Raw genomic sequence first — 25753 nt, 5'->3', positions numbered from 1 at the left:
AAGCTGCCGGACTTTCGTTCTACAGTGCCCGGAGCGGAGAGCCGGATGCAGTGAAAGTTGCACGTCCGGTTCGGAGGGGGGCAGTGGGGTGTTCTCTCGTAGACGCCACCCTGCCTACCCTACGGTACGATAGCGGCACCTTCGTGCGCGCGATCGCCATCCACTTCGACGACGAGGCCGCGATCGCGGCGCAGCGTCGCGCGAACCGCCTCCTCGAGCGCCTGCAGCGGCACAAGCCGGAGGTCTCGTCGGTGATCTACGACGGCGGACGCTACCGCGCCTACACCTTCTCGGGCCTGCCGCCCGAGCGCTTCCCAGCCCAGCGCCCCCTCTATTCCTGACCGCGACCGCGGTCGCCTTCCCCGAACCTGAAGGAAACGGTCATGCACCGCGTCCACTATTACGACACCAGCGCAGCCGCCTACGAAGCGTGCCTCGACGAGAGCCCCTGCATCGTGGAGGGCGATGTCCTCGCCGTCATTTCCGAAGGCGTCATCGGCCTGGCATCGAGCGACCCGCTCGCGGTTACCATCGGCGCCGGAGCGCTGCGCTCGCTCGCGCCCATGTCGTCTGCGGCGATCCTGCAGGAGACGGTCCACGACGCCGACCAGTGGCGGCACGCCGTCGAGCTCGCGCTTGCGCACCATCTGCCGATCGCACCGCATTTCCTGCCCTTTGCCCTGCGGTGCGTGCCGCTCTCCCCGTCACAGACGGTCGTCGCACTCACCCTCGACGATGTGATGATGGCAATCGACGCGATCCGGCACCGGGAGACCCAGCTGACGAAGCGCGCGGCGCTTATCGACGCGGAGAGTTCGCACGGACTGTTTCTGGCTTCTGCCTTGCGCAAACTGGCGACTGCCCGGCGTCACCTCGAGCGCCACCCTCCGGCGACGATCCCGGAACACCCCTGCGGTCCACCGTAACGGCGACACCGTGCCAAGCACGTCGCCCCAAGGGCGCTCCAAGGCATCCACCGCCGCGCGAAAAGCGCGTCGGTGAGGGGCGCTTGCGCGCCCTGCCCGGCCGAAGGGCCGGGGAGGAGAGAGGGATTGAAGATGGTGTCGAGGACATGGGGTCCAGCCGACACAGGAGACGTTACGATGAACATCGGTCAGATCAAGCAGAACGACGCCGGCATCTTCATGGGCCGCATCTCGACGCTCGCGGTTGCGATGACGATCGCGCTGAAGCCGGTGCAGTCCGCCAACCCGCGCGCGCCGCGCTACGAGATCCACGCGCTGACCCCCGGCCGCACCTGGGTGCAGGTCGGCGCCTTCTTCGAACTCAACTCGAACAACACCGGCGAGGCGTTCCTCAACGGCCGCATCGACGATCCCTCGCTCGCTCAGCCGCTGCAGGTCTCGGCCTTCCGGCAGGAGGACGGTTCGTACAACATCGTCTGGCAGCGCGCGCAGAAGCGTCGCGACGTGACCAGCGCGCTCGGCATCAAGTCGGACGAGGATCCCGCTCCGCCGTTCGGCGCCGACGGCTCGAGCGACGACGCCGGGATGAGCGGCAGCGCCGGCGCCGGCGACGACGGCCTCGGCGAGACCACCGCCCCCGTCGAGGAAACCACGCGCCGCAGCCGCGGCAAGCGCGTCACCGAGAACGCCTGATCCCCTCCCGGTGCCGCTCGCTCCCTCGCGGCACCGGCAGACGTCGCAGGCTCCCCCCACTCCCTGCGCGTCACTCGGGCGATGCCCCCCCGGCATCGCCCTTTTTTTTGCTCAAAAGGAGACAGGAACCGGTTCGGACCCAAAACTGTCTTGCATCAAGGGCATAACTAGATTCTGCTGCGAAAATGAAACCAAAGTGAAGCGGTGTCTCAACCTTTAACCTGAAGGGAAGGAGGTCGGTTGTGGATAGCTGGACGAATGGTGCCGAGGGCCCGCTCAAGACCAGCGCGCCACGATATCCACGAGGTGCCACCATGGCTGACCGCGTATCTGTCTCGATTTCGATCGGTGGAAGACTTTCCGCTGATCTTCTCGGCGAGCTCATCGAAAAGGCTAACGCCGAAAACCTTTCCACCGAGTGGGACGGCGAGCCTTTCACCGCCAATAACCTACCCGACGGTGAGCCGCTCGTGCTGCGCGGCCACGAGATCGCAAACGGCACGATCGACGAGATCGAGGACTTCTGCTGCACGAACGACCTGCCGTTCTGGCGCTGGTCGGGCGGCGCGCCGGGTTCATTCCCCGCCGAAATCGTCATCTGGAAGGGCGTGGGCGAGCGTCGCGCCTTCACCGCCGACGAAGACGGCCGCCCGGTCCTGACATCCGACGAAGCCGGCGAGATCGCGACCCTCGACCACCTGCGGGAGCATTTCGCCACTGGCGCGTACCTTCCGCCACCCTTCGTGCTGGTTCCCACAACCGCAGGGTAAAATCACGCCTCACCTGATCGGATCGCACCGCCTCGTCTGTCGCGCGTCGGTCGCTGTCGGTCCCGATGGCTCGCCAGGCACTGCTCGCTCGCGTCGTGGCGACCCCTGCGGGTCGCCCACTTGCTACGCCTCGCATGTGCCGGCCTTCGCTGGAAATCACCATGCCCATTCAAACCCTTCACCAGTCGCTATCGTTCGACACGATCATCAAGGATCACCCGGATCGCGCCAGTGCCGAGGCACACATGGCCAAGACGTTGCGCGAGTACGGCGACTGGCCAGCGGATGCGGCAGCAGCTGCCGCACGCGATGGCCGCACCGTCCTCGTCGCCGACAACGGCGACGACGAGACGATCGCCATCCGCATAACCTGACCAGCAGCTCTGGCGGCTACGACCGCCCGTCCATACGATGACTCATCCGGGAGGCACGATCATGCTCAACCTCATTCCCGTCGCCGTCCTGCTCCTGTTTCTGGCAGGCGCGCTCTTCTTGTTCGCACGGCGACGGGTGCCGTTCAGCTTTGTGATGCTCGCCGCAGGCCTAGGTGCGGTTTCCATCGCTCTTTGGCCCTTCGGGCCTGTGAGCGCGAAGGGCGAGCGCGACGCGATCGTCCTGTCCCGCGCCGGACCACTCGGAGCGCAGGCCTACCGAACAGCCATGGTCGATGGTCGGATCACCCACACCGAGATGTTCGCTATCCGGGAGGCGGCAGGTCGCGACATAGACGCCGAGTTCGGCCTAACGGCCCCGAACGGAGAGAAGACTCACTCCCGGCCCTAGAAGGCTTTCCCACCAGCCGTCGGCATGCCGCCCGACGAACGCGGTCCGTGATTGATCGGCGACTTGTCGCTCGGGTCACGAGGAACGAACGAGAAGCGATCTGCGACCAGCTTCCCACCGTCGATCTTATAGGTCCCGCCGAGCGAGTTGCCGCTCAGAATGACGGTGTCTCCGCTAACCTCGTAACTACCGCTCGCGCCGCTCGACAGCGAGAAGGTCTTGTCACCAAAGGTCGCGACCACGCCCGGCACGGGGCCGTTGACCATGTTGTACGTGCCCTCGACCGACTTGCTGCAGCCTGCCAGCGCAAATGCGCCGATGATCGCCAGCATCGCGTTTCTCATGTCGCTTCCCTCCATCGTGTCGGCCAAGATCGTCCGGCCTTAACGACTAGGCGAGATGGCCGCCAGAACGTGCCCGGGACCGCAGCTACATCGGCGACCTTCAAGCCTTTTCAGGGCGCCCGCCCGTCGGGCGGGACCGGGCTCTAGCCGGCTTCGCCGCCCGGAGCCCCTCGCGGGTCTCCGCCCTGCCGGGTGACGATCCCTCGCTGTCGGGACGGCTCGCTGGTCTCCCCGGCGGATTTCCCCACGAACGTCCACCGCCGCGCGAAAAGCGCGCCGGTGAGGGGCGCTTGCGCGCCCTGCCCGGCCGAAGGGCCGGGGAGGAGAGAGGGATTGAAGATGGTGTCGAGGACATGGGGTCCAGCCGACACAGGAGACGTTACGATGAACATCGGTCAGATCAAGCAGAACGACGCCGGCATCTTCATGGGCCGCATCTCGACGCTCGCGGTTGCGATGACGATCGCGCTGAAGCCGGTGCAGTCCACCAACCCGCGCGCGCCGCGCTACGAGATCCACGCGCTCACCCCCGGCCGCACCTGGGTGCAGGTCGGCGCCTTCTTCGAACTCACGTCGAACAACACCGGCGAGGCGTTCCTCAACGGCCGCATCGACGATCCCTCGCTCGCCCAGCCGCTGCAGGTCTCGGCCTTCCGGCAGGAGGACGGTTCGTACAACATCGTCTGGCAGCGCGCGCAGAAGCGCCGCGACGTGACCAGCGCCCTCGGCATCAAGTCGGACGAGGACCCCGCTCCGCCGTTCGGCGCCGACGGCTCGGCCTCCGGCCTGCCTGCCGGCGACGGCCTCGGCGAGAGCACCGCCCCGGTCGAGGAGGTGGCCTGATCGAACACCGGGCGGCGCGCGCGCGTCGCCCCCGCACTCCCTCGACGGGGATCGCTTCGACACCCGGAGCGGTCCCCGTCGACGTGCCGGATGCTTCGAGCAATTCGGGCTGCGCTCGCCCTTTCCAACATTGGGCCAGCACGGCACTTCAATCGTTCACTGTTCCACGCTATATGGAGGCTACCATGGCGACCGTCGCACCAGATCCGCAACTCGATATCCGCGAGCAGCTCGCGCGGATCGACAAGATGCAGGTCGAGATCCAGAAGACGCAGGCGGACCTCGCGAAAACCAAGCTCGAGGTGCGCTTCTTCCCCGGGACCCTGTTCTTTCAGGCGACCTTGGCTGCTGCCGCCCTCCTGACGGCCGGCGCCGCGATCGGCAAGCTCTTCGGCTGACCGCTTGGACCGACGCTGCCGCGTCGGTCCCTGTCTCGATCGCCCTCGCTCCTCCCGGGATAGCCCCGCAAGCACTACCCGAACCCAGCGGACCAGCGAAAACGCGTCGATCAGGCTGCTCCCGCCTCATCCGCGGCCGACCCTTCGCCGGCCAGCCAAAGTCGCATCGCGCACCTCGAGCGCTCACAGATCGACCTTCACCTCAGCGTGTCCCGACAGCTCCGGCGAGGCGCCCAATCGACGGCGACCTTGTGATATTCGGCCTCCCTATCGGCGACGTCCTCGGCTGTGTGGTCCACTCATGCCCAACTCGGGGCAGTCATGGGCGCTGCCGCGCCCGACGCTGGTGGCGAGCTTCACCGCGTGCCGATTCGTCCGGGCAGGCGGATCAGGCGGCCGATCCTGCCGGTCCACGGAGCCTGTTCATGGCGACCGCTCCGACATCTCGGCTGCTACCGGGCGTCTCATCCGCCGGTTCGTGTCACCTGCGAGCCGGCCCGGCACCGCGCAACCCCTTTGGCAGGGCCGTGTTGCCGCGCTGAAGCGCGGCTGCCCGCACCACCCCTGCAAAAGAGGTTTCCCTTCAGGTCGACCGCGCTCGTCGCCTGCGCGACGATCCCGGCCGCCCCTCCGGTGCGCAGCACCGCGCCAGCTCGCTCATCGGTGACACCGGCGGACGATCCGCCCGACATCACCCGAGGGAGCTATCGCCATGAACAACGTGAACCTGATCGGCCGCCTGACCCGCACCCCCGAACTGCGCGCGGTGAACCCCACCACCAACGTCGCCACGATCTTCGTCGCGACCGACCGCCCCAAGCTGAACAAGGATGGCCACACCTACAAGGGCGAGGACGGCTTCACGGTCAAGGAGACCGAATATCACAAGGTCACCTGCTTCAACGGCCTCGCCAAGGCTGTCGCCGGCAACCGCAAGAAGGGCGACCTAATCGCGATCGAGGGTCGCCTCCACTACACCCGCTGGCAGGACGCCGAGGGCAACGACCGCTACGGCTGCGAGATCATCGCCGACCGCGCCGAGTTCTACTGACCCGCCGGGTTCGGGCGGCGCCTCGCGGCGCCACCCTTTTCGCGTGCTCACGCCTCAACCGGCGAGCCCCCCTTCGCACCTGTCCCAATCCCGGAGGAAACCCGCGATGCGCGCGCAGCACGACATGTTCGATCCTCGGCCCGACAATGGCTCCGTTGCCTTGGCCGAGGACCAGCCTGACGACGCCCCCGAGCTGCCTCGACAGGAGCCGCTTGCTGCACCCTGCGGCTTCCGCGATCGGAGCAACCAGGCCTGCGCACGGCTCGCCACCAAGCCGCTCGCGATCGACGGCGTCCAGCTGGTCTGCCGCGGCATCCCCATGCTGCTCTGCGACCCGGCGTGCTTCCGCGGCTCGTCGCACGCCGACGACCAACGCGAGAGCCGGCTCGGCGACCAAGCAAGCCCGGATGACGATCCCAACATGGGGCTCGATCCGGATGATCCGGGCTACGACGACACATGGGGTGAGGGCGCGTGGGAGCGCGACGACGGGCAGGATGCCCAATAGCGGGGCAGGGAAGGGGTTGGCGGGGCGTCCCGCCTTGTGGGCGGGACCGGGCTCTCATCGGCCCTGACGGGCCTTACGGAGCCCCCTGAAGGGGTCTCCGCCCTTCGGGTTTCGATCCCTTTGCCGACGCCGGGGCGTCCTGCGCGCGAGCGACGGCAGCAGAGCTGCCTAGCGGTGCTGCGGCCTGGCGGCCACAGCACCGCCGCTCGTGCTCGGATCACCCCGGCGCACCCGCCCCAAACCAATATTTTCTCTCTCTGTGATGTGGAAGTTTGGCATGCGGGGTTGGCGGACCGTCAAGGACGAGCGGTGCCCCCAATTTTCACGACCCCCGCCACTCCGCTTCGCTCCATTCTGGGGGTCGAGAAAATCGGCTCCCCCACTCGCGAGCGTTAACCGGGGTCCACGCCCGATGGGCGCGGCTTCCCGGTTAACGTCCCTGACGGCCCTGACCGCCGCATGCCGAGTGAGATTCCTCACCGAGAAGAAGGTGAGATTTTCAACTCATGGAGGCTATCATGACCAACACTTTCCGCAGCTTCTCCGACGCCGCCCGCGCGATGAACGAGGTCCGGATGAACGACAGCGTCTTGAACATCGACGCTGAGACGCAGCAGACCTACGACGGCGCCTTCGTGGAGAGCAGCGAGATGGCCAAGCTGACCGTCTTCAACGCCCCCGAGAAGCTGGACATGCCCGACTCAGAGATGGCCGCCGCAGCCGTCGACCTCATGCTGCGGACGGTGTTCGACGTCACGCGCGACACCCGCATGGAAGAGTTCGCCGCCGACATCGCATGGGGCATCGTCAACTCCTTCCACATGGTGACCAAGCGCATCGAGGGACGCGAGGACGACGCCGCCCGCAAGCTGAAGGACATGGTGGAAGCGTACGACCCCAGCGAGATCTACGCCGTCGAACTCGAGGACACGCAGCTCCTCTGCCAGACGCTGGAAGGTTGCGCCGAAGCGATGCGGTGCATGCGAGACCACGCCGGGGAGGTGTTCCGCGTGGAGACGGGTCGCCCCTTCAACACGATCCGCGGCAGCCGGGTCTCCTCCAAGCTCACCGCGTCGGTCATCGACGGGAAGGATTACCTCGCCGCCCGCGCCGCCAAGCGCCGGGAAGAGCACGCCCCGACCGGCCCGATTGTCGCCTTCTCGGGTGGACAGGTCTGGCACGACCACGAGCAGCTCTTCGACCGCCTCGACCAGATCAAGCGTCGGATCCCGGCGATGGTCCTGATGACCACCGGCATGAACAAGGGTGCGGACGCCGTCGCAGCCGCGTGGGCGTCGTCGCGGCAGGTCAAGCTGGTGCGCATGATGCTGGAGACGCGGTACGGTCCGAAGGCGGCTTTCCTCCGCAACGACCGCATCGCCAACCAGCGCCCGGTTGAAGCGATCGTCTGCGAAGGCTCGGGCGTCCAGTCCGACTTCGCCCGGAAGATGCGGACCGCCGGCGTGCCGCTCCACGTCTTCCGTCTCGCCGAGCAGGCCCCGATGGCTCACGCAGCGCGCAGCCGTCGCGCCTGACGCACCCGCAGGAGGGGCTCCGTGCAACCGGAGCCTCTCCCCTTTTTTACGTCGCCCTGGGCGGCGCTCAGGGGCATCGAGCCCCCTCGCGCCGCGGGGACTGACCTTGCGGTCGAGACTTCACCACGGATGGCCGCACCGGCTCGCTCGCATCGCGGCCGCGCCGTCGCGCGTCGCGCTCGCTACGCCTCGACCGGTGCGGCTTGGGGAAGGGTCCCGCCCAGCCTCCCGGAACGGCTCGCTGGCGGGCGTGGCGATGCCGTCGCATCGCCAACGCTACCGCTGCGCATCGCGCCGTGCCGATTGCCCCAGCAGACGTCGCGCCGGCACTGCTCGCTCGCGTCACGGCGACCCCGCCGGGTCGCCAGTTCGCTACGCCTCGCGCGCCGGCAATCGGACCCCTCGTGGCAGACCCGCACCGGCTCGCTCGCATCGCGGCCGCGCCGTCGCGCGTCACGCTCGCTACGCCTCGACCGGTGCGGGAGCCAACTTCAAGCGCATTCCGTTAAGACCTGCCTGCTAGAGGGCTGTCGTCCACGGCCGACCGGGGGATGACGGCCCGGCCAGCTGGCAAGGGGCACCCGGGATCTGCCGCTGCCACATTGGCGACCGCATCCGCGCTGAAAGGGGCTTCGGGTCGGCCGTGGACACGCACGCCAACTCCACCTCCCGGCACGGCTCGCTGGCGGGCGTGGCGATGCCGCCGCATCGCCAACGCTACCGCTGCGCATCGCGCCGTGCCGATCGCCCCAGCGGACAGCGTGCCGGCACTGCTTGCTCGCGTCACGGCGACCCCGTCGGGTCGCCAGTTCGCTACGCATCGCGCGCCGGCAATCGGACCCCTCGCGGCAGACCCGCACCGGCTCGCTTGCATCGCGGCCGCGCCGACGCGCGTCACGCTCGCTACGCCTCGGCCGGTGCGGCTTGGGGCGAGCTTCCACCCGGTCTTCCGGCACGGCTCGCTGGCGGGCGTGGCGATGCCGTCGCATCGCCAACGCTACCGCTGCGCATCGCGCCGTGCCGATCGCTCCAACGGACAGCGCGCCGGCACTGCTCGCTCGCGTCACGGCGACCCCGTCGGGTCGCCAGTTCGCTACGCCTCGCGCGCCGGCAATCCGACCCGTCGTGGCAGACCCGCACCGGCTCGCTTGCATCGCGGCCGCGCCGTCGCGCGTCACGCTCGCTACGCCTCGGCCGGTGCGGCTTGGGGCGAACTTCCACCCGGCCTCCCGGCACGGCTCGCTGGCGGGCGTGGCGATGCCGTCGCATCGCCAACGCTACCGCTGCGCCTCGCGCCGTGCCGATCGCCCCAGCGGACGCCGCACCGGCACTGCTCGCTCGCGTCACGGCGACCCCGTCGGGTCGCCAGTTCGCTACGCCTCGCGCGCCGGCAATCCGACCCCTCACAGCAGACCCGCACCGGCTCGCTCGCATCGCGGCCGCGCCGTCGCGCGTCACGCTCGCTACGCCTCGACCGGCGCGGGTCGGGGCGAGCTCCCGCCCAGCCTCCCGGCACGGCTCGCTGGCGGGCGTGCCGATGCCGTCGCAAGGCCAACGCTGCCGCTGCGCATCGCGCCGTGCCGATCGCCCCAGCGGACGGCGCGCCGGCACTGCTCGCTCGCGTCACGGCGACCCCGTCGGGTCGCCAGTTCGCTACGCCTCGCGCGCCGCTACCAGCGCCACTCGATGCACGACCTTGCTGCGCCATCGAGACGATCGATCCCGGTCCTTTGGACCGACGACCCCGGCGACGTCCGGGCGACCCTAACGGGTCGAGGGAAGGAGGCTTTGCGCCGGTGATTCCACTCGGGAGGCAAAGCCATGTCGATCAACCTCTTCCTCAGCGCCGGCGCTCAACGGGACGTGAAACCCGCGACGGTCAGCGCACGCCAGCTCGCCGCCTTTCGGGCCTTCGCTCGCGAACGCGGCGAACTCCTCGATCACGACGATGAAGACCCGCTAGTCGCATGCAGCTTCGAGGCTCGCGTTTGCCCCTGGTCGCTGGCCAGCATTTGCGCGCTCTTCGACTACGACGAGGGCGTGATCGCGGTTGTAGAGGAGGCACAGTTTCGTGGTCTCAACGTGCGCTTCGACCGCGACGACGCCACCCGATCGATCCCGGTTCGAGTCGCCAGCACGCCCGATGGAAGCGACCGGCAATCACGAGCTGCGCGTGGTCTGGGGATAGCCTCCACCTAGATCATCGCAGGGGGGGGCGGGACGTACCCGCTCTCCCTTTTTTTGCCTGCAGGGCTTCAGTTCTCGATCACGAAAAAGGGGAGGGCCTTACGGCCTCTCCCCTCTTCTTTTGCCCGACAGGCTTCAGCCTGCCAGCGCATCGGTCCTGCTACGCTGCAAGCCGCTTCGCGACCTCAGCGACACCCATCGACTTCACCGCCCCGAGGATAGACCGGATCTGCTCGGCGTCGCCCTTGAGCAACCCCGATTTCTCGACCTCCTTCAGAAGCTCAGAGCGCTCCCTCTCGGCAAGCTGACGACGCCGCTCTTCCAGCTTCCGTCCTTCTGCCGCCAGCTGCTCGCGTTCCTGCTCGATTGTACGTGCCATTGCCGTCCCTTTTTCTGATCGGTTGACAGCCTCCGACGCCCACGATGACAGGCCGCACGACCGGCCGCAAGCGAGAGCTATTCAGACGGCCTTTGGCCGTCAGGATCGGCACCGATGATCCGAGCTATGCCGGATCATCGGATAGGCTGCGACGGACCTCGCCTGCGGCGGGTCCGTCGTGGGTCGGGATCGCTTCGCATGTTCGCCGGAGACACGCCTTGGATCAGTCCGCCTCCGGCGATTACCCCTCAGGACTCCGATCGAACATGGAGACGAAGAGCGATGATGCCCTCAACGCCACGACAGTCCCTAGGATTAGCACACCGTACGCGGCGGCCGCAGGTGTAAGTGCCTGAAATTGCTCAATGTCCATAGGGTGAGACGTTTACACAGGGCGAACACATCTTTGAGCGACGCCAAAAACGGCTGAAAACTGCCAAAAACGGCGTGTTCGCGGGTGAGACGCTTTTCTAGTGGAAGGCCTCACAGACTGGTGCTACAAAGTCGGTGCGAAAGCCCCACCATCCACCAAGCGTGGATGGACGATGAACAATCATCATGTGACATTCCGGCTCTCCGGAAGTGATCTCGCTGCCCTGGACAACTTCGCCCGGAAGCGGGGTTGCTCGCGCTCGGAAGCGACCCGTCTGGTCTTTCGTTTCGGGCTGCCGCTCGCTGATGCAAGCCACACGTTCAACGTCAGTCGCGTGCTCCTCATTCTTGAGCAGCTTTCGGCGTCGATGGACCTCATCGTCACTCGCGAACATCCCGACTATGCCGAACGAATAATCGACATCGCCCAGGAGCGCGTGGAGGCCCACCATGCGCAGCGGTGACATCCGCTTTAACGGGCAAGCCGCCGTTGTCGAGCACGCCTCCGCGCGCGGCCGGATCACCCGCAACTCTGGCAACTTCACGCGCGGCTCTCAGCTGCTGTCGAGCCAGTACAAAATGGCCTGGGCGGCCACCCTCGTGCCGGTCTGGATCTGGCTCGGCAGCTTCATCGTCCTGTTCAACATCATGGTCTGGCTCGGCCTCGCCGAGCACGAATTTCAACTCGACCTGATGAAGCTCTATTCGGCGGTCTGGACATGGGTCGGAGGCGACCGCTTTCACCTCATCAACCTGACCCTTCCAAACGGCACCGTGACCAAGGTTCCGATCGGCTACGTCCCCTACGAGCCGCACGTCGTCCACGCCTGGCATCAAACGGTCAAGATCTTCCTGAGCACGCTGGTGATGGCGACCGCGGTCGCGGCCCCGTTGATCAGCTGGTTCATCACCTGGGCGAACAAGCGCGGTCGCGACGTACTGACCGAGCGACACAACCGCGGATCGATGCTCGTCGCCCGCGATCTGCTGCTCGACAACGTGCGCCGACACAACCTCGCGCAGTTCCGCAAGGAATGCGCCGAACACGACCCTCCCTACGATCCGAAACTCGTCGCCAAGGCCCCGATCATCGACCGCGTCGACGAAGGCATTCACGTCCCATATTCGATCGCTGGCATCCCCTATCCGTGGCGCCTCGAGCAGAGCCACACGATGCTGATCGGCACGACCGGCACCGGCAAAACGACACAGCTTCGCAGCCACGTTTCGCAGATCCGGGCACGCGGCCATCGCGCCGTCATTTTCGACCTTACTGGCGTGTTCGTGGAGACGTTCTTCGACCCCGAAACCGACGCCATTCTCAACCCGATGGACGAGCGCTGCGCGCCGTGGACACTGTTCGACGAGTGCCGGAACTATGCCGATTTCGTCTCCGCAGCCGCGGCTCTGATCCCGTCCCATCCCGACGACAAAGAGCCGTTCTGGCAGAACGCCGCCCGGATGCTCTTCATCGAGATGTGCCTGAAGCTGCAGGAGGCGGGCGAGGGCAATAACGCCGCGATCGCCCACCACCTGATGACGGCCGATCTCAAGAAGATCCATGCACAGCTGGAGGACACTGTCGCCGCGCCGCTGACAACCGAAAAGGCCGCCCGCATGGCGGAGTCGATCCGGTCGGTCCTGAACGTCAACGGACAGGCCCTACGCTTCATGCCGGACCCGGTTGAAGGCGGCCCTCCGGCGTTCTCGATCCGCGACTGGATCGCGACCGACAATCGCGACGGCTCGATCATGTTTATCACCGGCTCGTACAACGACCTGGAGATGACCCGCGGCCTGTTCACGCTGTGGATCGATCTCGCCGTCAACAACCTGATGCGCCTGCCGAAAACGCGCGACCTGCGGACCTGGTATCTCTTCGACGAGGTCCACGCGCTCCACGCCCTTCCCGGCATCGAGCACGGCCTGCAGTCGGCCCGCAATTTCGGCGGAGCTTTCGTCCTCGGTATTCACTCATTCGACAAGCTCGTCGCGACCTATGGGCTCCAGAACGCGACCGCCTTGACGGGCCTCGCGCGCACCAAGCTGATCCTCGCTACGGCAGACCGTACGACAGCCGAAAAGTGCTCAGAGTTCATCGGTAATCGCGAGGTCCGTCAGGTCGATGAGGCGTACAGCTACGGCTACAACAACACCCGCGACGCCTCGACGCTGACGCCTCGCACGGCGGTGGAGCCGCTAGTGCTGCCCGACGACATCACCGACCTTCCGTCGCTCAACGGGTTCGTCAAATTCCCGGACGGCTTCCCCGCCGCGCGGATCAAGCTGACCTACAAGTCCTATCCCGAGGTCGCACCCGGGTCGTTGCCTCGAAAAGACTTCAAACCCACCCCCTACATTTCGCCGGAAGAGCGGCGGAAACGTGCAGCCCAGAACAATGGCGCGGATGAAGGGGGTGAGGGTGGCCGCGAGCATACGCCCACGCGGCCGGTAGGAGGCGTTGAAGAGCGCGGCGAGAACGAGCCGGAGCAGGAGACGACGGAGCCTCGCAAGGGTCAGAGCGAGGCGGAAAAGGCGGCAGCAGCGATGGAGGTCGTCGGTGCGACCCAGGTCGCTCTCGACCAGATCCTGGGCCGTGCCGCGGCCACCTCGCCGCAAGGCGCCGCACCGGCCCCGTCCAATGGTGAGAAGGAGGCATCGCTTCCGAGGCTGGCGGAGGCCCGTGCAGGGCTGCGCCTCGCGGACCCGGGCATGGCGCGCAATCTCGATCCTAGTCAGCAGACGGCACGTGGCGATGTTGGTCGCTTTACCGGAAACCCGATCCTCGACCGGCTCGACGGCGATCGCCAGGAGGACCAGTCAGTGCGCGAACTGCGCGACGGCTTCGCCACCGATCGCAATGGCGACCATCATCATCGTCATCACGGGCACGATCATTCGCCCGAGATCGACGACGACATGGAGATGTAAGCGATGCTCTCGGTCGCTTCCGTCAAGTCCGCTTCCGGCGCAGCGAGCTACTTCGCCAAGGACGATTATTACACCGCCGACCACGCCTCCGAGGCAACGCTGTGGGGCGGCGTCGGAGCGGCCGAGATCGGGCTCAAGGGCGAGGTCACAAAGGAGGCATTCGAGAAGATCCTGAACGGCGAGATGCCGTCGGGGGAAAAGGTCGCGCCGGGCGAGAACCGCCGGCTCGGGGTGGACCTCACGTTCTCGATGCCGAAGTCAGCCAGCATCCTGGCGTATGTCGCAGGCGATACCCGCATTCTCGTGGCTCATATGAACGCCGTCCGGGCGACCATGAGCTGGGCGGAGAAGACCTTCGCCGAGGGTCGGACCTACGACCGGTCGAAGTCGGGTGACGCGGTGCGCACCGGCAACCTGGTCTACGCAATGTTCCAGCACGACACGAGCCGCGCCCTGGACCCCCAGGGGCACATCCACGTCATCGTCGCGAACATGACCAAGATGGCCAATGGTGTCTGGCAGGCGCTGCACAATCAGCAACTCTGGAAGAACAACACGACGATCGGCTCAGCCTATCACGCTAACTTCCGCGCCGAACTGGGGAAAATCGGCTTCGAGACGTCGGTCACGGGCAAGCACGGCATGTTCGAGATCAACGGTGTTCCCAAGAAGGCCATCGACACATTCAGTCAGCGCCGTGCCGACATCCTCGAGACCGCCCAGCGGCTCGGGTTCAAGTCGGCCGAGGCGCTGCGTAAGGTCACGAACAACACCCGCGATCCGAAGCTCAACGTCGAGGATCGTGAGGCTCTCCGGGAGGCGTGGCGCGAGCGCGCAGCCGCGATCGGGTTCGACGGCAAAGCCCTTGTCGAAGAAGCGAAGGCACGGGCCAACGGGTATGCCATCGACGGCAGGCCCGGGACCATGGAGCGTATTCGCGAGACGCTGAACGGCATCCGCGAAACCTTAGGTGACGCATTTCGACCGAATGACCCTCTGATCGCCAGTGGCGTTGAGCGTCTCCGAATATCTCCGGTCGACCTGCGCGCTCAGCACGCTGTCGCCTCCGCCATCCGTATCCACGCTCAACGAGAAGCGGCGTTCTCGATACCCGACGTCGTGAAGACCGCGCTCGATCGCGACCTCAAGGGCGTCACGCCCGAACATGTCGACCGACGCGTCTCGGAGCTCATCCGAGCCGGTCAGCTGATCCCGGGCAAGCAGGACCGGATCGACGGTGTCGTTACCCACGTCACCACACCGGAGGCACTCGCGACCGAGCGCGGCATCCTCGCCGAGATCGAGCGGGGCCGCGGGCAGGGGCGGGTCATCGTCTCGCCAGACACTGTCATCGAGCGGCTGCATGCAGCCTCTGGCGACAAGGTCCTGAATACCGGCCAGATGGCGGCCGCGGTGATGGCGCTCACCTCCACGGACCGCATCGTTGCCGTGCAGGGCGTCTCCGGCGCCGGCAAGTCGACGATGCTCTCCAGCGTCGCGCGCAACGTAGAGCAGGAGGGCGGGAAGATCATCGGCCTGGCGCTGATGAAGGCGACGGCGGACCGTCTCGGCGCGGAAGCCGGCATCGAGAGTCGAACCGTCTCCTCCTTCGTCCACAGCTATGCTCGACATGCGCTGGCGGGGAAGGGCGCCGGCTACGATGGCGCCCGCAACGAGCTGGCCGGCACAACGATCGTTCTCGACGAAGCGTCGATGGTCGGCTCCGACCAGATGAAGCACCTGGTGGGCATCGCCAACGCGCTTGGTGTCGATCGGTTCTTGATGGTGGGCGATCGCCAGCAGATCGCGGCAGTCGACGCCGGCAAGGCGTTCTCCCTCGCGCAGGCAGGCGGCATCACGATGGCGCGCATGGACGAGAACCTACGTCAGCGCACCGAGCAGCTTCGTACCGTCGCCGCGCTGTCCAACCGGGGCGCGGTTCGCGAGGCGATGGCGGTTCTAGGCAACAAGGTCGTTGCCAAGCCGGACCATGCTCGTGCGGCCGCCGACTACTGGCTGAAGCTGCCCCAGGAAGAGCGCGAGAAGGCAGCCGTCCTATCATCGGGACGCGTTGCCCGCGCCAAGATCAACGTCCTCATTCAGGAGGGGCTTTCCGCCGAGGGCACGTTGAAAGGGGAACCCCTGAACGTCGGGGTTCTCGACAAGGTCAACATTACCCGCGAGGAACTCCGGTACCCGCAGGCATACTCGCAGAAGGGCGACGCGGGGGTCGTAATCGACCTCCGCTTTCCCATCCGCGAGCTTGGCTTGCCGCGTGGCACGTTCGACGTGCTCGGCGTCGATGATAAGGGGCGGGTCCAGGTCCAGATCGGCAACAAGGTCAAAACCTTCGACCCGCAGAAGCTCTCGCCGCTCGACAAGACTGACGCGATGCAGCTCGCCCATCGCGAGCAGATCAAGCTCCATGAGGGCGACAAGATCCGTTGGACGCAGAACGACAAAGCGCGCGGTCTCAACAACAATGACATTGCTCGCATCGTTTCGGTCGATCCCTCGGGCATCAAGGTCGAGGTGAGCAACGGCACCATCCACGAGCTGAAGACGGGAGATCCGATGATGGAACGGATCAACCTCGCGTACGCGCTTAATGCCAATGCTGCTCAAGGCATATCGATCGAAAAAGACGTGCTCGCGATGAGCTACAAGGAAATGAACCTCTCTAATCAGCGCCTGTTCAACGTGCTGGTCACCCGTGCGCGTGATGACCTCATTCTGTTCACGGATAATCGCGCGAAGCTCACCGAAGCGATTGAGCGCAACGAAGGCAACAAGACCTCTGGACTCGAGACCATTGGCGAGTTGTCGATCGATCCAGGGCGGGGCTCCATCTCGGATAATGGCGCGTCGCCGGGTGCGACGGGGAGCCAGACTGGCATGGGTTCCTCGGGGTCGTTCAATCCTTCGTTGCCGCCCGAGCTGGATCGTGGCCCCGAGAAACTGGACGGTGAGAAAGCGGGCTCGGTCGCCTCGCCGGCGATAAGCAGCACCACCACCGCTCCTGACTTCAAGAACGATCCCACTCTGTCGGCCGCGTCGCTCCGCATCGGCGTCGAGCCGCCCGCGATCGAGCTGCCCTTCCCCGAAAAAGACATCGGACTGGAGCTATGACCATGCCCACCGCACGCCCAACCCTCGAACAGGTGCTCGCCATCAAGCATTGGCACCCGTGCGACCTCAACACGCACACGCTTGCCGAGTGCAGCCGCCTCGCCAAACACGATCACGCGCTGGAATGGGGCGCTGAGACCCTGGCTATGGCCAGCGTTTTTGCGCTGACCTACGCAGTGCTCGCGCCGCTGGCACGGGCGATGCGCGCCCCCCGTCGAACGGTGGGTGTGGCCGCATGATGTCAGAACGGCTCGTCCGCGACGATCTCCAATCATCGTCGCCAACGCCTCACCGGCTCCGCACGATGCTGAGTTGGGCCAGCAGGATCATCCATGCACTCCTGCTAATGCTGGGCTTGTCTGGCGCCGTTACGCTCGGGATCGCAGGACTCAAAGAGCTGCAACCGGCCGCGACCGGCACCCCCGTCACGGTGACGGAGTAGGCCGATGGGACCCGGTGATCGCGTCTACATGCGCGCGCAGCCGACGGGGCGCACGGTGCGGCTCGCCGTCGCGCCAGTGAACGCGATAGACGCAGCAACTTCGCCGTCGGCAACCCTGCCGCAGGCGGCGCAGGAGCGCGGCTTCCGGTCTTCCGGTCCATCGCGCCTCCGTCAGCGCCGAAGGCGCCTGTTGGGCCTCCTGTCGGCCCTGACGGGCTTGTTCACTCTCGCCTGGGCTGTCGGCTGCGCGATCGTCGGCGCTTCGCTCCAGACCGAAGGCGGCACCTTCACCACCCCGAAGCACGAAAGGACGTCCCGCCATGGGGATTAGCTACCCGTTTCGCTTCCAGCGTGAACCCGAGCCGGCTCGACCACGGCTAACCATCGCCTCGCCCGACACACTGCCGGCCAACACGCTGCGCGCGGTGCGAATGGGCAACGGCGACCGGATCGTCGTGATCGGTGCCGGCGACGCCTTCACCGCCCTGGCGGACCAGACCCGCGACCTCATGATCGATCCAGCACGGGGCAACTGGGACTTCTTCGCCGATCACCCGAGCGACTACGCCCGTTCGTCCGCGGTCGAGGCGTTCATTCCGATCGACCCAGGTGACCGCGATGCGAGCTGGCATTTTGCGGGACGATACGTGCTCGCACGCGCCATCGAGCACGTCGGCCAGCAGCCAGGCGCCATGCTCGCGGGCGTCCGCGACCTCGTACGCGACCTTCCACCCGACGCGCTCGCCGAGTTCGCCGGGCACGATACGATCTGTGGCCAGGGCGTGCGATGCGCCGAGACGGTGCTCGCCGGCGTGAGAACGCCATTGCACCCGATCGCCAACCACGATCCGCGTATGCCCAAGACCTCGATCGTTCGGTGGCTGGCCGGTCCTGCCTCGACCATCCTCTTCATCCATCGCGATCTCGATCGCGCCGATCACGAGCTGCAGGCCATCGTCGCATCGCTGCGCGACCATGCCATGCTTGGACGGATCGACGTTGAGATGGCCTTGGGAGCCGCCCGACTCGACGTCGAAGGCGCCCCCCGATGAAGATCGAGGCTCATATCAACGAGCAGGCGCTCGAGCATGTCGATCTCTTTCGAGAGGCAGCGGCGTTGATGCGCGGAGCTGTAGTCGATCTGCAGACATTGACTGGAACGTTGGCCTTCTATGGCGAGAATCGACCGGGCCCGGCGATCACGATTGCCGCGGTAAGGCAAACGCTCGCTGACATCATCAAGGGGCAGGAGGAAGTCGCAGCGGAGTTCGACGAAGCCGCCGACCTTCTTGATGACCAGGTCACGCAGCAGATCGTCGACAGCTGTCATCAGGTCGACGAGCCGTCGCCCACCGTGATTGTTGTGAATCCGCAGCCTGAACCTGGCGCTCTGGAGGGGTTGATCGGGTTGCTGCTTGTCGCAGGCTGGATCGTTGCTCTCGTTCTGGGCACCTACCAGCTAAAGCAATGGCGCGAACGGCTCACTAACCCTTACGCCCACTTCGCGGAGTGCTTCGATGGGGCTCGATGATCGCGCCTACATGCGCGAGCGCTATCGCAAGCGGCAGGGCCTGCCGCCTGAGCGTACGACATGGAACGACCGTAAAGCGCGACGCGAGCTCCAATCCAGCCCAATGTGGTTCGACAAGGGAAGAGGCGGACATCGTCTCCGGAGCGGTCGCTGGAAATCTTCAAGAAAGACGCGCGTCCTCGCCGGACTTGCCCTCGGAGGGCTTCTGATAGTGGCGGCTGCCACGCGTCTGAGTGCTCCGTTCTGGCTAGCCGAGCAGTTCACCGCGATCATCCTCGGAAAGAACCACGGCTTCCCCGCGTCCGGCACCGTCAGCGTACCAGCCACCATCGACATGAAGCGCGTGGTCGCGAAGCTGACCGTCCAGGGTGGCCTCGAGAACACGATCGTCCAGATGATCGATGCGAGGACGGGTCGAAACGCCCTGTCGGTCTATGTGCGCGCGCATGAGCGGGTAACGGTGCCCGCGCCGGTCGGCAGCTTTCACATGCGGCTCGTCCACGGACGCGAGTGGCGCGACGCCAAGACGCTCTTCGGAAAAGGCACGCTGCACGACGAGATCGATGGCGTGATGCGGTTCAGCCGCAAGGTCGGCCATATCCTCGACCTACGGCTTGGGCACGACAGCAACCTCGTCGTGCGACGCATCAACCTTCGGCCAGCGCCGCTCGCATGACGAAGCGGCCCAAGCCTACGCTCGCGGACCAGCAGCGGCCGTCAGAGCAGCACCGTTCACGCGCGCCGTTCCCACCATGTCGCCGGCGCGCTCGTGCGTCGTTGCCTGCGACCCAGGCGACGAGGAGCAGATGAGCAACTGGAGTTTCGAAGAAATGGGCGAGTTCGGGTCGGCGACCGACGCGGACCGCTGGGCGAAGCGGCAAGGCCTCGCCCCACAAGACGTCCGGATCACCCGCAAGGGGGACGGCGTGGAGCTGGAGGTCCGGCGCTCGGCCCTCGGCGATAGTGGCACCCGCCACGATGACCGGCGCGACGGGCGTCGCAACGGCTTCTTTTGACAACCAACGAAGGGGTTACGACCGTGAAGACACGACATATCGCATCGATCGTTCTGGCGGGCCTGGCGTTCGCCTCACCTGCCGTCGCCAGCGCGGCGCCGGCCAGCCCGGTGCTGCTCGCAATGGCGAGCTTCGCCGGCGAAAGCGCCGGCAACGACGCCGACCGCCGCGCGGCGGAAAAGACGGCGCACTACCGCGCTCACGCCAATCACAAGGGCAACTGCAAGGACTGCGCTGACTGCGCCGATTGCGCGGATTGCGATGAAGCTGCCAAGAAGGTGAGCGCCAACGAGGAACGGGCCGGTATCTGCGACCCGACCAAGCATGCGAAGGCGGCGAAGGCCGGTGCATAAGCGCGCCGCCCTCGCCATCGTGACGGCCGCGATCGCGGCCGTCACTCCTTCCACCCTTTCGGCGCAGAAGCTGGGACAAGGTGGCACCGGCGTCGACGAGAAGACCGAGCTGCCCCGATGCGAGGTTCCTCTCGGCGTCGCCGCCTTGGTTGAGGAGAAGGCCGCAAGCCCCGCCGATAACCTCTCACCGCAGCTGCAGGCGCTGATGCGTATGGCCGAAATGCAGAATGGCGGTTCCACGGCCCGGGTCGACCCGCTGCCGCTCGTCAAACTCATGATCGCCCGCTCAGGCTGCTTCCGTGTGGCGGATCGAGGGGAGGCCTTCAGCGCGCTCGAGCGCGAGCGCGCAATCGCCGGCGGGGCCGCTGCTGCGCGGCCGGTCACCAAGGCGGATTACCTGCTGCAGGTCAACGTGGTCTATACGGACAGCAAGGCGCGCGAGAGTGGCGGCGGTGTCGGTGGCCTGTTCGGGGGCGCAGTCGGCCTCAAGTCCAAGACGATGGAGAGCCAGGTCCTGCTCACGCTCGTCGACGTCAACACCGGTATCCAGGAGGCGGTCGCCAGTGGCTCGGCACGCAAGAAGGACGTCGGTGTTGTCGGCGGAGGGTTGTTGCTCGGCCTCGGTGTCGGGGCTCTTGGCGGCACCTACGCCTCGACCGATATCGGCAAGATCACCAGCCTCGCGATGGTCGATGCCTTCCGCAAGCTGATGACCGATGCCAAGCCACGGCTTGAGGCGAAACTGGTCCCGGCGAAACCGCCGGCGCTGGTCCCGCCCGCGGCCGCGCCGATCCCCGCGCAGACAGTCCAGCCGCTACCAACGCAGGCTCAAACGGGAACGCCAAGACAATGATCCGAAAGCGATCGACACGATCCGCTGAGCTCGCATTGGCGGACGAGGTGATGCGCGATCCTGACTATGAAAGGCTACCGGACCGCGTCCGGTCAGCCCTCAAGAAGCATGTACGCGGACTCTGGGGCGAGAAGGAGACCGCGTTCATGCTCGATCGCGAGTTCGGGCCGGAGAACGATCGACATGTTCTGATCCACAATCTGCGCCTGCCTGACGGCCAGGGCGGGTTCGCCCAGTTCGATCATATCCTGCTGTCTCGCTTTTCGCGAACCGCCGCGATCTTCGAGTCCAAGAACTATGCGGGCAACATCTCGAAGAACGCACATGGCGAGTGGATGGTCTGGTATCGGGGACAGCACCGGCCTCAGAACATCCCCAATCCGGTCGCCCAGGTGCGACGTCAGCGCGACGTCCTCGCCGCGTGGCTGAAGCGCAAGGGCCATACCAAGGCGTTCGAGCGGATCGGCGTGTTCGTGTCGGTGCCGGCCACGAACGAAATCGATCGCTCAAAGATCGGCAACGACGAGCCAATCTACAAATGCGACAACCTCGTCGAGGGATGGATGCCGTTCGGGGGGACGAGCCCGCTTTCGCGCCTGTTCTCGACTGGCGTCAGCGGCCTTCAGATGCTGGCGATCGCCGACCAGCTGATCGCGGACCATGTCGAGGAGGAAGACATCTACGTGCGGCTCGGGATCCACCCTGGGCCTGATGGCATCTCGGCCGACCCGGACACCAGCCAAGCTGACGACCCGGAGCCAGAGCCGATCGTCGACGCGCATGAGGAGCCCGCGCCAGAGCCAGTGATCGCGACCAGCCAACCCGCGACACCGCCACCCGAGCCGGTGATCGCTGATGCGGTGCCCCCCTCGCCAAAACCTCGCAAGGCAGGAGCGCAGATCGAGGTCTGTGCCGGCATCATGGAGCGCACGCTGCCAGACGGTCGCATCGCGTTCCGGGCGGCCAAGGACGATCACATCGGCCGGGAGGCGCTAGCCGCGCTTTGCAAGGGCAGGGCGGTGTGGAACCCGATGTTCGCGAACTGGGTGTGCCCGCCGGAGATCGCGACCGAGATCCGCGCCCGCCTTCCGAACGCTGTGCAGTTGGCGCAGCTGCCATGAACATGATCAGCCTGCCACGGCCGACCTGCCCGTACTGCGATGCGGCGATGCGACGCTGGCCGCTCGGGCAGGCGGTCCTAGCCTGCGATACCTGCAGACGGCCGATCGTGCGCTACCTGGCTCAGCCCAGCGCACGCATCTTCCGCCTCCGGCCCGTCTGTACCGTGATCTACGCTGCCGCGTTCGTCGTGCTGCTGCTCACGCTGGCCTTGATCGCCTTCAATCCCGTCGAGACGCGACACATCATCCCGGCGATCGCCATCCCGATCGCCATGTTCGGGGCCTGCGACATTGCGGACGGTTGGTTGTCGTGGCGGACGTCGATCGATCGGGGCTGGCGGACCCTGCGGCGTGGAAAGGCGGCGCGCGCGATCGGCCTTGCACGTGGCCTCTTCGGCCTCGCCGGCGTAGCCGTCGCGATCATCGGGCTGCTCGCTTACGACGAGATGGCAGGAAGCCCGCGCCCGGGGACGCCATCTCCGAAGATCGCGGCAGGGCGGATGTGATCCCCTTCTGCCTCATCCTTGGCGACAGCACCGGCGTTGGCACCGCGGGGGCGCTCGCGCGGGAAGGTATCCGATGCGAGATACACGCGCACGTAGGCGCACGCTCGAGCGGAGTGCTGGAGGCATGGCAAGGCGGCATCACCCCCGCCGTCGCCCTGATCGCGTTGGGCTCGAACGATGTCGGAGATCCACGCCTGGAACACCAGTTGGTCGCCTTGCGCGCGCGAACCCGGGCGCCCCGCGTGACGTGGCTCGCGCCCTACAACCGCACTGCAGCCCTGATTGTGACGAAAGTGGCGCTTCGCTTCGGGGACAAGGTCATCCCGCTCGCCCAGCTACCCACACGAGATGGGGTGCATCCGACCAGCTACCGGCCGATCTCAGGTCTGCTCGGATGGAAACTTCTTTCCGGAATCCGGAAGGATGTTTCCGCCGAGACCCGCGACGCATGGCCGTCAGAGGCGACCAGCGTCCCTGTCAGACGGGCAGTCGTCCTCCAGATGCAATAGTTTGAGATTGGCCGCCCGACGGTGCCGTGAGGCTCAGTCTGCCTTCTCGCCGGCAGCGGCTTTGCGACGGCCACGCTTAGGCGCGGGCTGCTCCGCCTCCGCAGGCGCAGGTGCAGCCGGCGCGTCCTTCGGTTTCCGGCCGAGACCGATCTTCTTGGCCATCGAGCGGCGCGCCTCGCTGTATTCGGGCGCGACCATCGGGTAATCGGCCTTCAGGCCGTATCGCTGACGGTACTGATCCGGGGTCAGGCCATGACCGGACAGGTGCCGGCGCAGCGACTTATAAGGCTTGCCATCGATCAGGCTGATGATGGCGTCGGGTCGGGCAAGAGACTTCCTGACGGAAACCGCAGGCGTGAACACCTCGGCCGGCTCTGTCGGCTCGCTGGCCGGGCTCTCGAGCGCGGTCACCGCCTCGTGCATCGATTGGAGGAAGGCAGGCACCTGGCTCTGGTCGGCCCGCGTGTTCGGGTTGGACAGCCAGGCGATCGTCAGCTCGGTCGCGAGCTCGACGACGTTGTTCTGATCGCTCATTCGATCCTCGTCCAATCCAGTTAAGCGGAGCTATCCCGGTAGCGTCGAAGCTTGGTTATACCGAACATCGACGGTGCTTCCAGCGGCAACGGTTTAACGGATGATCAGGTCCGGAACAGTAGACGGCCGATGCGCCGGCTTCGCTCGTAACCGCCTATCCCAGGCGTAAAAAGCTCCATTAGTATGCAAGGCTAACAGTATGGGGCCGGCGCTTGATGCTATAAGACCGCAATAGTTACATCGACCTCGTCCAACGGAGGCCAATTGATGGACAACATATTCTTCGTATCGCTGGTAGTCGTCGCCTTCAGTCTAGGGGCCTGGTCCGCTGGGATATGTCGCCAGGAAGCAGCGATGATCAGCGGCGGGATCGGTATTGTTGGAATGTTGGTGTCCCTGCTCGCCTGACCTGAACTGGCAGATCTATAGACGGTCGGTGTCCGCGGAAGGGCCGAGACATGGACAGGGTGCTCGCTGGAGCCATTTTCATGATCGTAGGTGGACCAGTTGGATGGTGGTTGGGCGCCTTCTCGAAAGAGCCGGCGATGTTTCTCTTCGCGTGCGGCACCATGATCCTGATGAAGTGCATGTTGGCATAGCAGCTGTGTGAGCGCCTCGGCGTGCAATGATCGGGGCACAAACATCAGCCGCGTCAGTAAAATGGTCCTTCGAGCGGATCACGGCCGATGGACAGCGACATCGCCCAGGCTCATGATGCAGCGCTGACGGGAGAAGCCTGCATGGGCGAGGGCGCGACGTTTATCCGGCGTGAGGGCGTGAAGCAGGAGTGCATCGCGCTCCAGATGGAAGGCGACGACGAGGCACGCCTGCTTCTCTACGCCCAGGGCTTGGTCAATCAGGCGATGGCCGACATCCTCGAAGATCCGGTGCAGATGCAGCGGTTAATAGAGATCGTGAGGTTCAAGCCCAAACTGCGGCTTGTACATAGCGCTGCGCTAGGCAGCGATGCAGACACCTGATCCTAATCAGCCAGGCGCGATCGGCGCCGGCGGTAACCCGCGAAGGCTCCCGTCAACGCCGATCGTTGTCAAAATCACGCTTTCAGCGCTCGCGCCGATTGGATGCGGCGCCACGTCCGATAGGCGCGGAGGCCGTTCTCCAGACGGCCGATCCGAATACCGTCACGATAGCTGACGTACGTAGCGACAGCGTTTGCGACTATCGCAATCGCGAATGCCGGTAGCAATGTCAGCATAGTGATCACGATCTTGTGATCCATGCCCAACGATCGACCCAGCCAAGCCGCCATTAGGACGATAAGCGGCCACACCATAAGACTGCGGACCTTACGAACGCTCAGCCTTAGGAGTGCGAGGAGCACCACCAAGGCGTGAGCTGCCCCCTTCTGAGTGGTCCATCGACTATGACAGTCTGGACCAAGGAAGGGACAACGAATGCCTTCGAAGAAGCACAAGCCCGAGGAGATCATCGGCAAGCTGCGTGAGGTTGAGATCGTGCTGGGCCAAGGCGGCACGACCGCCGAGGCGTGCCGGCGGATCGCGGTCAGCGAGCAGACCTATTATCGCTGGCGCAAGGAATATGGTGGCCTGAAGACGGACCAGGCGCGTCGGATGAAGGATCTGGAAAAGGAGAACGCCCGGCTGCGGCGTGCGATTTCGGATCTGACGCTGGACAAGCTCATCCTGCAGGAGGCGGCAAAGGGAAACTTCTGAGCCCCGCACGGCGCCGGCGCTGCATCGACCAGGTCCGGGGGGTGCTGGACGTGTCCGAGCGGCGCGTATGCCGCGTGCTTGGCCAGCACCGGTCAACGCAGCGCAAAGTGCCGTGCGGGGCAGATGATGAGCAGGCGCTCACCGACGACGTCGTCGCGCTGGCAAAGCAGTACGGGCGCTACGGTTACCGTCGCGTGACCGCGCTGCTGCATGCGGCGGGCTGGTCGGTGAACCACATGGCGTAATCAGGAGCGGTGCTCGTTGGGATAGCCTGTCGTCCCCTGAAGAGGAGGACGGAAGATGACCTGCTATGTTGGCCTAGATGTGTCGATGAAGGAGACCGCG

At 65.7% G+C, this 25753-nt stretch carries 32 protein-coding genes and 1 pseudogene; 29 read left to right on the top strand and 4 right to left on the bottom strand.

Going from position 1 to position 25753, the window contains the following annotated elements; translation table 11 throughout:
- Positions 1-143: 143 nt before the first annotated feature.
- The 6 genes from MF607_RS20935 (at position 144) to MF607_RS20910 (ending at position 3172) form a co-directional block, all read left to right on the top strand.
- Positions 144-341 carry a hypothetical protein gene (locus MF607_RS20935; RefSeq protein ID WP_126015260.1) on the top strand — a complete coding sequence of 66 codons (198 nt, stop codon included), beginning with the start codon at positions 144-146 and terminating at the stop codon, positions 339-341.
- A 42-nt stretch (positions 342-383) separates the two neighbouring features.
- A complete protein-coding gene (locus tag MF607_RS20930; protein ID WP_242122052.1) occupies positions 384-926 on the top strand; it encodes a hypothetical protein in 543 nt (180 codons plus the stop codon).
- Between the two features lie 177 nt (positions 927-1103).
- Entirely contained in the window at positions 1104-1619 is a 516-nt protein-coding gene (locus tag MF607_RS20925; protein WP_116732688.1) for a DUF736 domain-containing protein, read from the top strand.
- 314 nt (positions 1620-1933) lie between these two features.
- Positions 1934-2389 (top strand): hypothetical protein, encoded by a 456-nt coding sequence (locus MF607_RS20920; RefSeq protein ID WP_242122051.1) that lies wholly within the window; start codon positions 1934-1936, stop codon positions 2387-2389.
- A gap of 161 nt (positions 2390-2550) precedes the next feature.
- Positions 2551-2763, top strand: a complete 213-nt coding sequence (locus tag MF607_RS20915; RefSeq protein ID WP_242122050.1) for a hypothetical protein — start codon at positions 2551-2553, stop codon at positions 2761-2763.
- A 61-nt stretch (positions 2764-2824) separates the two neighbouring features.
- Positions 2825-3172, top strand: a complete 348-nt coding sequence (locus tag MF607_RS20910) for a hypothetical protein (RefSeq protein WP_242122049.1) — start codon at positions 2825-2827, stop codon at positions 3170-3172.
- Here MF607_RS20910 and MF607_RS20905 read toward each other — a convergent pair.
- Positions 3169-3504 (bottom strand): hypothetical protein, encoded by a 336-nt coding sequence (locus MF607_RS20905; protein WP_242122048.1) that lies wholly within the window; start codon positions 3502-3504, stop codon positions 3169-3171. The genes MF607_RS20910 and MF607_RS20905 overlap by 4 nt on opposite strands.
- A 396-nt stretch (positions 3505-3900) precedes the next feature.
- Between MF607_RS20905 and MF607_RS20900 the strand changes: the two genes are divergently transcribed.
- The 6 genes from MF607_RS20900 to MF607_RS20875 all read left to right on the top strand — a co-directional run bounded on the left by MF607_RS20900 (position 3901) and on the right by MF607_RS20875 (position 10050).
- Positions 3901-4359, top strand: coding sequence for a DUF736 domain-containing protein (locus MF607_RS20900; RefSeq protein WP_174195136.1), 459 nt, complete (start codon positions 3901-3903; stop codon positions 4357-4359).
- 185 nt (positions 4360-4544) lie between these two features.
- Positions 4545-4757, top strand: a complete 213-nt coding sequence (locus MF607_RS20895) for a hypothetical protein (RefSeq protein WP_016510755.1) — start codon at positions 4545-4547, stop codon at positions 4755-4757.
- Positions 4758-5469: 712 nt separating this feature from the next.
- Positions 5470-5808: a single-stranded DNA-binding protein gene (locus tag MF607_RS20890; protein WP_016510750.1), complete on the top strand. Its 339-nt coding sequence runs from the start codon at positions 5470-5472 to the stop codon at positions 5806-5808.
- A gap of 106 nt (positions 5809-5914) precedes the next feature.
- The gene (locus MF607_RS20885; protein WP_242122047.1) at positions 5915-6316 is read left to right on the top strand and encodes a hypothetical protein; all 402 of its coding nucleotides are present in this window, start codon (positions 5915-5917) and stop codon (positions 6314-6316) included.
- Between the two features lie 518 nt (positions 6317-6834).
- Positions 6835-7851 (top strand): SLOG family protein, encoded by a 1017-nt coding sequence (locus MF607_RS20880; RefSeq protein ID WP_242122046.1) that lies wholly within the window; start codon positions 6835-6837, stop codon positions 7849-7851.
- 1821 nt (positions 7852-9672) lie between these two features.
- A complete protein-coding gene (locus MF607_RS20875; RefSeq protein ID WP_242122045.1) occupies positions 9673-10050 on the top strand; it encodes a hypothetical protein in 378 nt (125 codons plus the stop codon).
- 148 nt (positions 10051-10198) lie between these two features.
- On the opposite strand, the gene MF607_RS20870 is transcribed toward MF607_RS20875, so the two are convergent.
- Positions 10199-10417: a hypothetical protein gene (locus MF607_RS20870; protein WP_016509334.1), complete on the bottom strand. Its 219-nt coding sequence runs from the start codon at positions 10415-10417 to the stop codon at positions 10199-10201.
- 545 nt (positions 10418-10962) lie between these two features.
- Here MF607_RS20870 and MF607_RS20865 point away from each other — a divergent pair.
- The 14 genes from MF607_RS20865 to MF607_RS20800 all read left to right on the top strand — a co-directional run bounded on the left by MF607_RS20865 (position 10963) and on the right by MF607_RS20800 (position 23180).
- Positions 10963-11253, top strand: a complete 291-nt coding sequence (locus tag MF607_RS20865) for a hypothetical protein (RefSeq protein WP_035386216.1) — start codon at positions 10963-10965, stop codon at positions 11251-11253.
- Positions 11240-13720 (top strand): type IV secretion system DNA-binding domain-containing protein, encoded by a 2481-nt coding sequence (locus MF607_RS20860; protein ID WP_242122044.1) that lies wholly within the window; start codon positions 11240-11242, stop codon positions 13718-13720. The genes MF607_RS20865 and MF607_RS20860 overlap by 14 nt, the downstream gene beginning before the upstream one ends.
- A 3-nt stretch (positions 13721-13723) precedes the next feature.
- Complete coding sequence (gene mobF, locus MF607_RS20855) at positions 13724-16849, top strand: MobF family relaxase (RefSeq protein ID WP_242122043.1); 3126 nt, start codon at positions 13724-13726, stop codon at positions 16847-16849.
- On the top strand, positions 16846-17088 hold the full coding sequence (locus tag MF607_RS20850; protein ID WP_242122042.1) for a hypothetical protein: 243 nt from the start codon (positions 16846-16848) through the stop codon (positions 17086-17088). Before mobF ends, MF607_RS20850 begins: the two co-directional genes overlap by 4 nt.
- A gap of 207 nt (positions 17089-17295) precedes the next feature.
- Positions 17296-17622, top strand: coding sequence for a hypothetical protein (locus MF607_RS20845; protein WP_242122041.1), 327 nt, complete (start codon positions 17296-17298; stop codon positions 17620-17622).
- Positions 17612-18343, top strand: a complete 732-nt coding sequence (locus tag MF607_RS20840; protein ID WP_242122040.1) for a type IV secretion system DNA-binding domain-containing protein — start codon at positions 17612-17614, stop codon at positions 18341-18343. Before MF607_RS20845 ends, MF607_RS20840 begins: the two co-directional genes overlap by 11 nt.
- The gene (locus MF607_RS20835; RefSeq protein WP_242122039.1) at positions 18340-18822 is read left to right on the top strand and encodes a hypothetical protein; all 483 of its coding nucleotides are present in this window, start codon (positions 18340-18342) and stop codon (positions 18820-18822) included. Before MF607_RS20840 ends, MF607_RS20835 begins: the two co-directional genes overlap by 4 nt.
- Positions 18809-19498, top strand: coding sequence for a hypothetical protein (locus MF607_RS20830; protein WP_242122038.1), 690 nt, complete (start codon positions 18809-18811; stop codon positions 19496-19498). Before MF607_RS20835 ends, MF607_RS20830 begins: the two co-directional genes overlap by 14 nt.
- Positions 19499-19628: 130 nt before the next feature.
- Entirely contained in the window at positions 19629-19838 is a 210-nt protein-coding gene (locus MF607_RS20825; RefSeq protein ID WP_242122037.1) for a hypothetical protein, read from the top strand.
- Positions 19839-19861: 23 nt separating this feature from the next.
- Complete coding sequence (locus tag MF607_RS20820) at positions 19862-20191, top strand: hypothetical protein (protein ID WP_242122036.1); 330 nt, start codon at positions 19862-19864, stop codon at positions 20189-20191.
- Complete coding sequence (locus MF607_RS20815) at positions 20184-21044, top strand: CsgG/HfaB family protein (RefSeq protein WP_242122035.1); 861 nt, start codon at positions 20184-20186, stop codon at positions 21042-21044. Before MF607_RS20820 ends, MF607_RS20815 begins: the two co-directional genes overlap by 8 nt.
- 50 nt (positions 21045-21094) lie before the next feature.
- Positions 21095-22165, top strand: coding sequence for an NERD domain-containing protein (locus MF607_RS20810; RefSeq protein ID WP_242122034.1), 1071 nt, complete (start codon positions 21095-21097; stop codon positions 22163-22165).
- Complete coding sequence (locus tag MF607_RS20805) at positions 22162-22671, top strand: hypothetical protein (protein WP_242122033.1); 510 nt, start codon at positions 22162-22164, stop codon at positions 22669-22671. Before MF607_RS20810 ends, MF607_RS20805 begins: the two co-directional genes overlap by 4 nt.
- Positions 22668-23180: an SGNH/GDSL hydrolase family protein gene (locus MF607_RS20800; RefSeq protein ID WP_242122032.1), complete on the top strand. Its 513-nt coding sequence runs from the start codon at positions 22668-22670 to the stop codon at positions 23178-23180. Before MF607_RS20805 ends, MF607_RS20800 begins: the two co-directional genes overlap by 4 nt.
- 33 nt (positions 23181-23213) lie before the next feature.
- Here the strand turns inward: MF607_RS20800 and MF607_RS20795 are convergent, their stop codons facing one another.
- The gene (locus tag MF607_RS20795; protein WP_242122031.1) at positions 23214-23714 is read right to left on the bottom strand and encodes a Ros/MucR family transcriptional regulator; all 501 of its coding nucleotides are present in this window, start codon (positions 23712-23714) and stop codon (positions 23214-23216) included.
- Between the two features lie 267 nt (positions 23715-23981).
- Between MF607_RS20795 and MF607_RS20790 the strand changes: the two genes are divergently transcribed.
- Complete coding sequence (locus tag MF607_RS20790) at positions 23982-24122, top strand: hypothetical protein (protein ID WP_242122030.1); 141 nt, start codon at positions 23982-23984, stop codon at positions 24120-24122.
- 278 nt (positions 24123-24400) lie between these two features.
- Positions 24401-24694: a hypothetical protein gene (locus MF607_RS20785; RefSeq protein ID WP_242122029.1), complete on the top strand. Its 294-nt coding sequence runs from the start codon at positions 24401-24403 to the stop codon at positions 24692-24694.
- A 74-nt stretch (positions 24695-24768) separates the two neighbouring features.
- Here MF607_RS20785 and MF607_RS20780 read toward each other — a convergent pair whose 3' ends face one another.
- Positions 24769-24954 (bottom strand): hypothetical protein, encoded by a 186-nt coding sequence (locus tag MF607_RS20780; protein WP_242122028.1) that lies wholly within the window; start codon positions 24952-24954, stop codon positions 24769-24771.
- 175 nt (positions 24955-25129) lie between these two features.
- Here MF607_RS20780 and MF607_RS20775 point away from each other — a divergent pair.
- Positions 25130-25641: pseudogene (locus MF607_RS20775) on the top strand (transposase); the annotation flags it as partial.
- Between the last annotated feature and the right edge of the window lie 112 nt (positions 25642-25753).

Origin of the sequence: Sphingomonas lacusdianchii (genome assembly GCF_022664395.1) — a bacterium.
GTDB lineage: Bacteria > Pseudomonadota > Alphaproteobacteria > Sphingomonadales > Sphingomonadaceae > Sphingomonas > Sphingomonas lacusdianchii.
Note: the sequence above shows the minus strand (reverse complement) of the source record. Positions and strands in the feature narration are given on the sequence as shown.

Bases quoted from the DNA above. Each gene is read 5' to 3' on its own strand.
- MF607_RS20930 (WP_242122052.1), top strand. From the start codon at position 384: ATGCACCGCGTCCACTATTACGACACCAGCGCAGCCGCCTACGAAGCG.
- MF607_RS20925 (WP_116732688.1), top strand. From the start codon at position 1,104: ATGAACATCGGTCAGATCAAGCAGAACGACGCCGGCATCTTCATGGGC.
- MF607_RS20920 (WP_242122051.1), top strand. From the start codon at position 1,934: ATGGCTGACCGCGTATCTGTCTCGATTTCGATCGGTGGAAGACTTTCC.
- MF607_RS20915 (WP_242122050.1), top strand. From the start codon at position 2,551: ATGCCCATTCAAACCCTTCACCAGTCGCTATCGTTCGACACGATCATC.
- MF607_RS20910 (WP_242122049.1), top strand. From the start codon at position 2,825: ATGCTCAACCTCATTCCCGTCGCCGTCCTGCTCCTGTTTCTGGCAGGC.
- MF607_RS20905 (WP_242122048.1), bottom strand. From the start codon at position 3,504: ATGCTGGCGATCATCGGCGCATTTGCGCTGGCAGGCTGCAGCAAGTCG.
- MF607_RS20900 (WP_174195136.1), top strand. From the start codon at position 3,901: ATGAACATCGGTCAGATCAAGCAGAACGACGCCGGCATCTTCATGGGC.
- MF607_RS20895 (WP_016510755.1), top strand. From the start codon at position 4,545: ATGGCGACCGTCGCACCAGATCCGCAACTCGATATCCGCGAGCAGCTC.
- MF607_RS20890 (WP_016510750.1), top strand. From the start codon at position 5,470: ATGAACAACGTGAACCTGATCGGCCGCCTGACCCGCACCCCCGAACTG.
- MF607_RS20885 (WP_242122047.1), top strand. From the start codon at position 5,915: ATGCGCGCGCAGCACGACATGTTCGATCCTCGGCCCGACAATGGCTCC.
- MF607_RS20880 (WP_242122046.1), top strand. From the start codon at position 6,835: ATGACCAACACTTTCCGCAGCTTCTCCGACGCCGCCCGCGCGATGAAC.
- MF607_RS20875 (WP_242122045.1), top strand. From the start codon at position 9,673: ATGTCGATCAACCTCTTCCTCAGCGCCGGCGCTCAACGGGACGTGAAA.
- MF607_RS20870 (WP_016509334.1), bottom strand. From the start codon at position 10,417: ATGGCACGTACAATCGAGCAGGAACGCGAGCAGCTGGCGGCAGAAGGA.
- MF607_RS20865 (WP_035386216.1), top strand. From the start codon at position 10,963: ATGAACAATCATCATGTGACATTCCGGCTCTCCGGAAGTGATCTCGCT.
- MF607_RS20860 (WP_242122044.1), top strand. From the start codon at position 11,240: ATGCGCAGCGGTGACATCCGCTTTAACGGGCAAGCCGCCGTTGTCGAG.
- mobF (WP_242122043.1), top strand. From the start codon at position 13,724: ATGCTCTCGGTCGCTTCCGTCAAGTCCGCTTCCGGCGCAGCGAGCTAC.
- MF607_RS20850 (WP_242122042.1), top strand. From the start codon at position 16,846: ATGACCATGCCCACCGCACGCCCAACCCTCGAACAGGTGCTCGCCATC.
- MF607_RS20845 (WP_242122041.1), top strand. From the start codon at position 17,296: ATGGGACCCGGTGATCGCGTCTACATGCGCGCGCAGCCGACGGGGCGC.
- MF607_RS20840 (WP_242122040.1), top strand. From the start codon at position 17,612: ATGGGGATTAGCTACCCGTTTCGCTTCCAGCGTGAACCCGAGCCGGCT.
- MF607_RS20835 (WP_242122039.1), top strand. From the start codon at position 18,340: ATGAAGATCGAGGCTCATATCAACGAGCAGGCGCTCGAGCATGTCGAT.
- MF607_RS20830 (WP_242122038.1), top strand. From the start codon at position 18,809: ATGGGGCTCGATGATCGCGCCTACATGCGCGAGCGCTATCGCAAGCGG.
- MF607_RS20825 (WP_242122037.1), top strand. From the start codon at position 19,629: ATGAGCAACTGGAGTTTCGAAGAAATGGGCGAGTTCGGGTCGGCGACC.
- MF607_RS20810 (WP_242122034.1), top strand. From the start codon at position 21,095: ATGCGCGATCCTGACTATGAAAGGCTACCGGACCGCGTCCGGTCAGCC.
- MF607_RS20805 (WP_242122033.1), top strand. From the start codon at position 22,162: ATGAACATGATCAGCCTGCCACGGCCGACCTGCCCGTACTGCGATGCG.
- MF607_RS20795 (WP_242122031.1), bottom strand. From the start codon at position 23,714: ATGAGCGATCAGAACAACGTCGTCGAGCTCGCGACCGAGCTGACGATC.
- MF607_RS20790 (WP_242122030.1), top strand. From the start codon at position 23,982: ATGGACAACATATTCTTCGTATCGCTGGTAGTCGTCGCCTTCAGTCTA.
- MF607_RS20785 (WP_242122029.1), top strand. From the start codon at position 24,401: ATGGACAGCGACATCGCCCAGGCTCATGATGCAGCGCTGACGGGAGAA.
- MF607_RS20780 (WP_242122028.1), bottom strand. From the start codon at position 24,954: ATGGATCACAAGATCGTGATCACTATGCTGACATTGCTACCGGCATTC.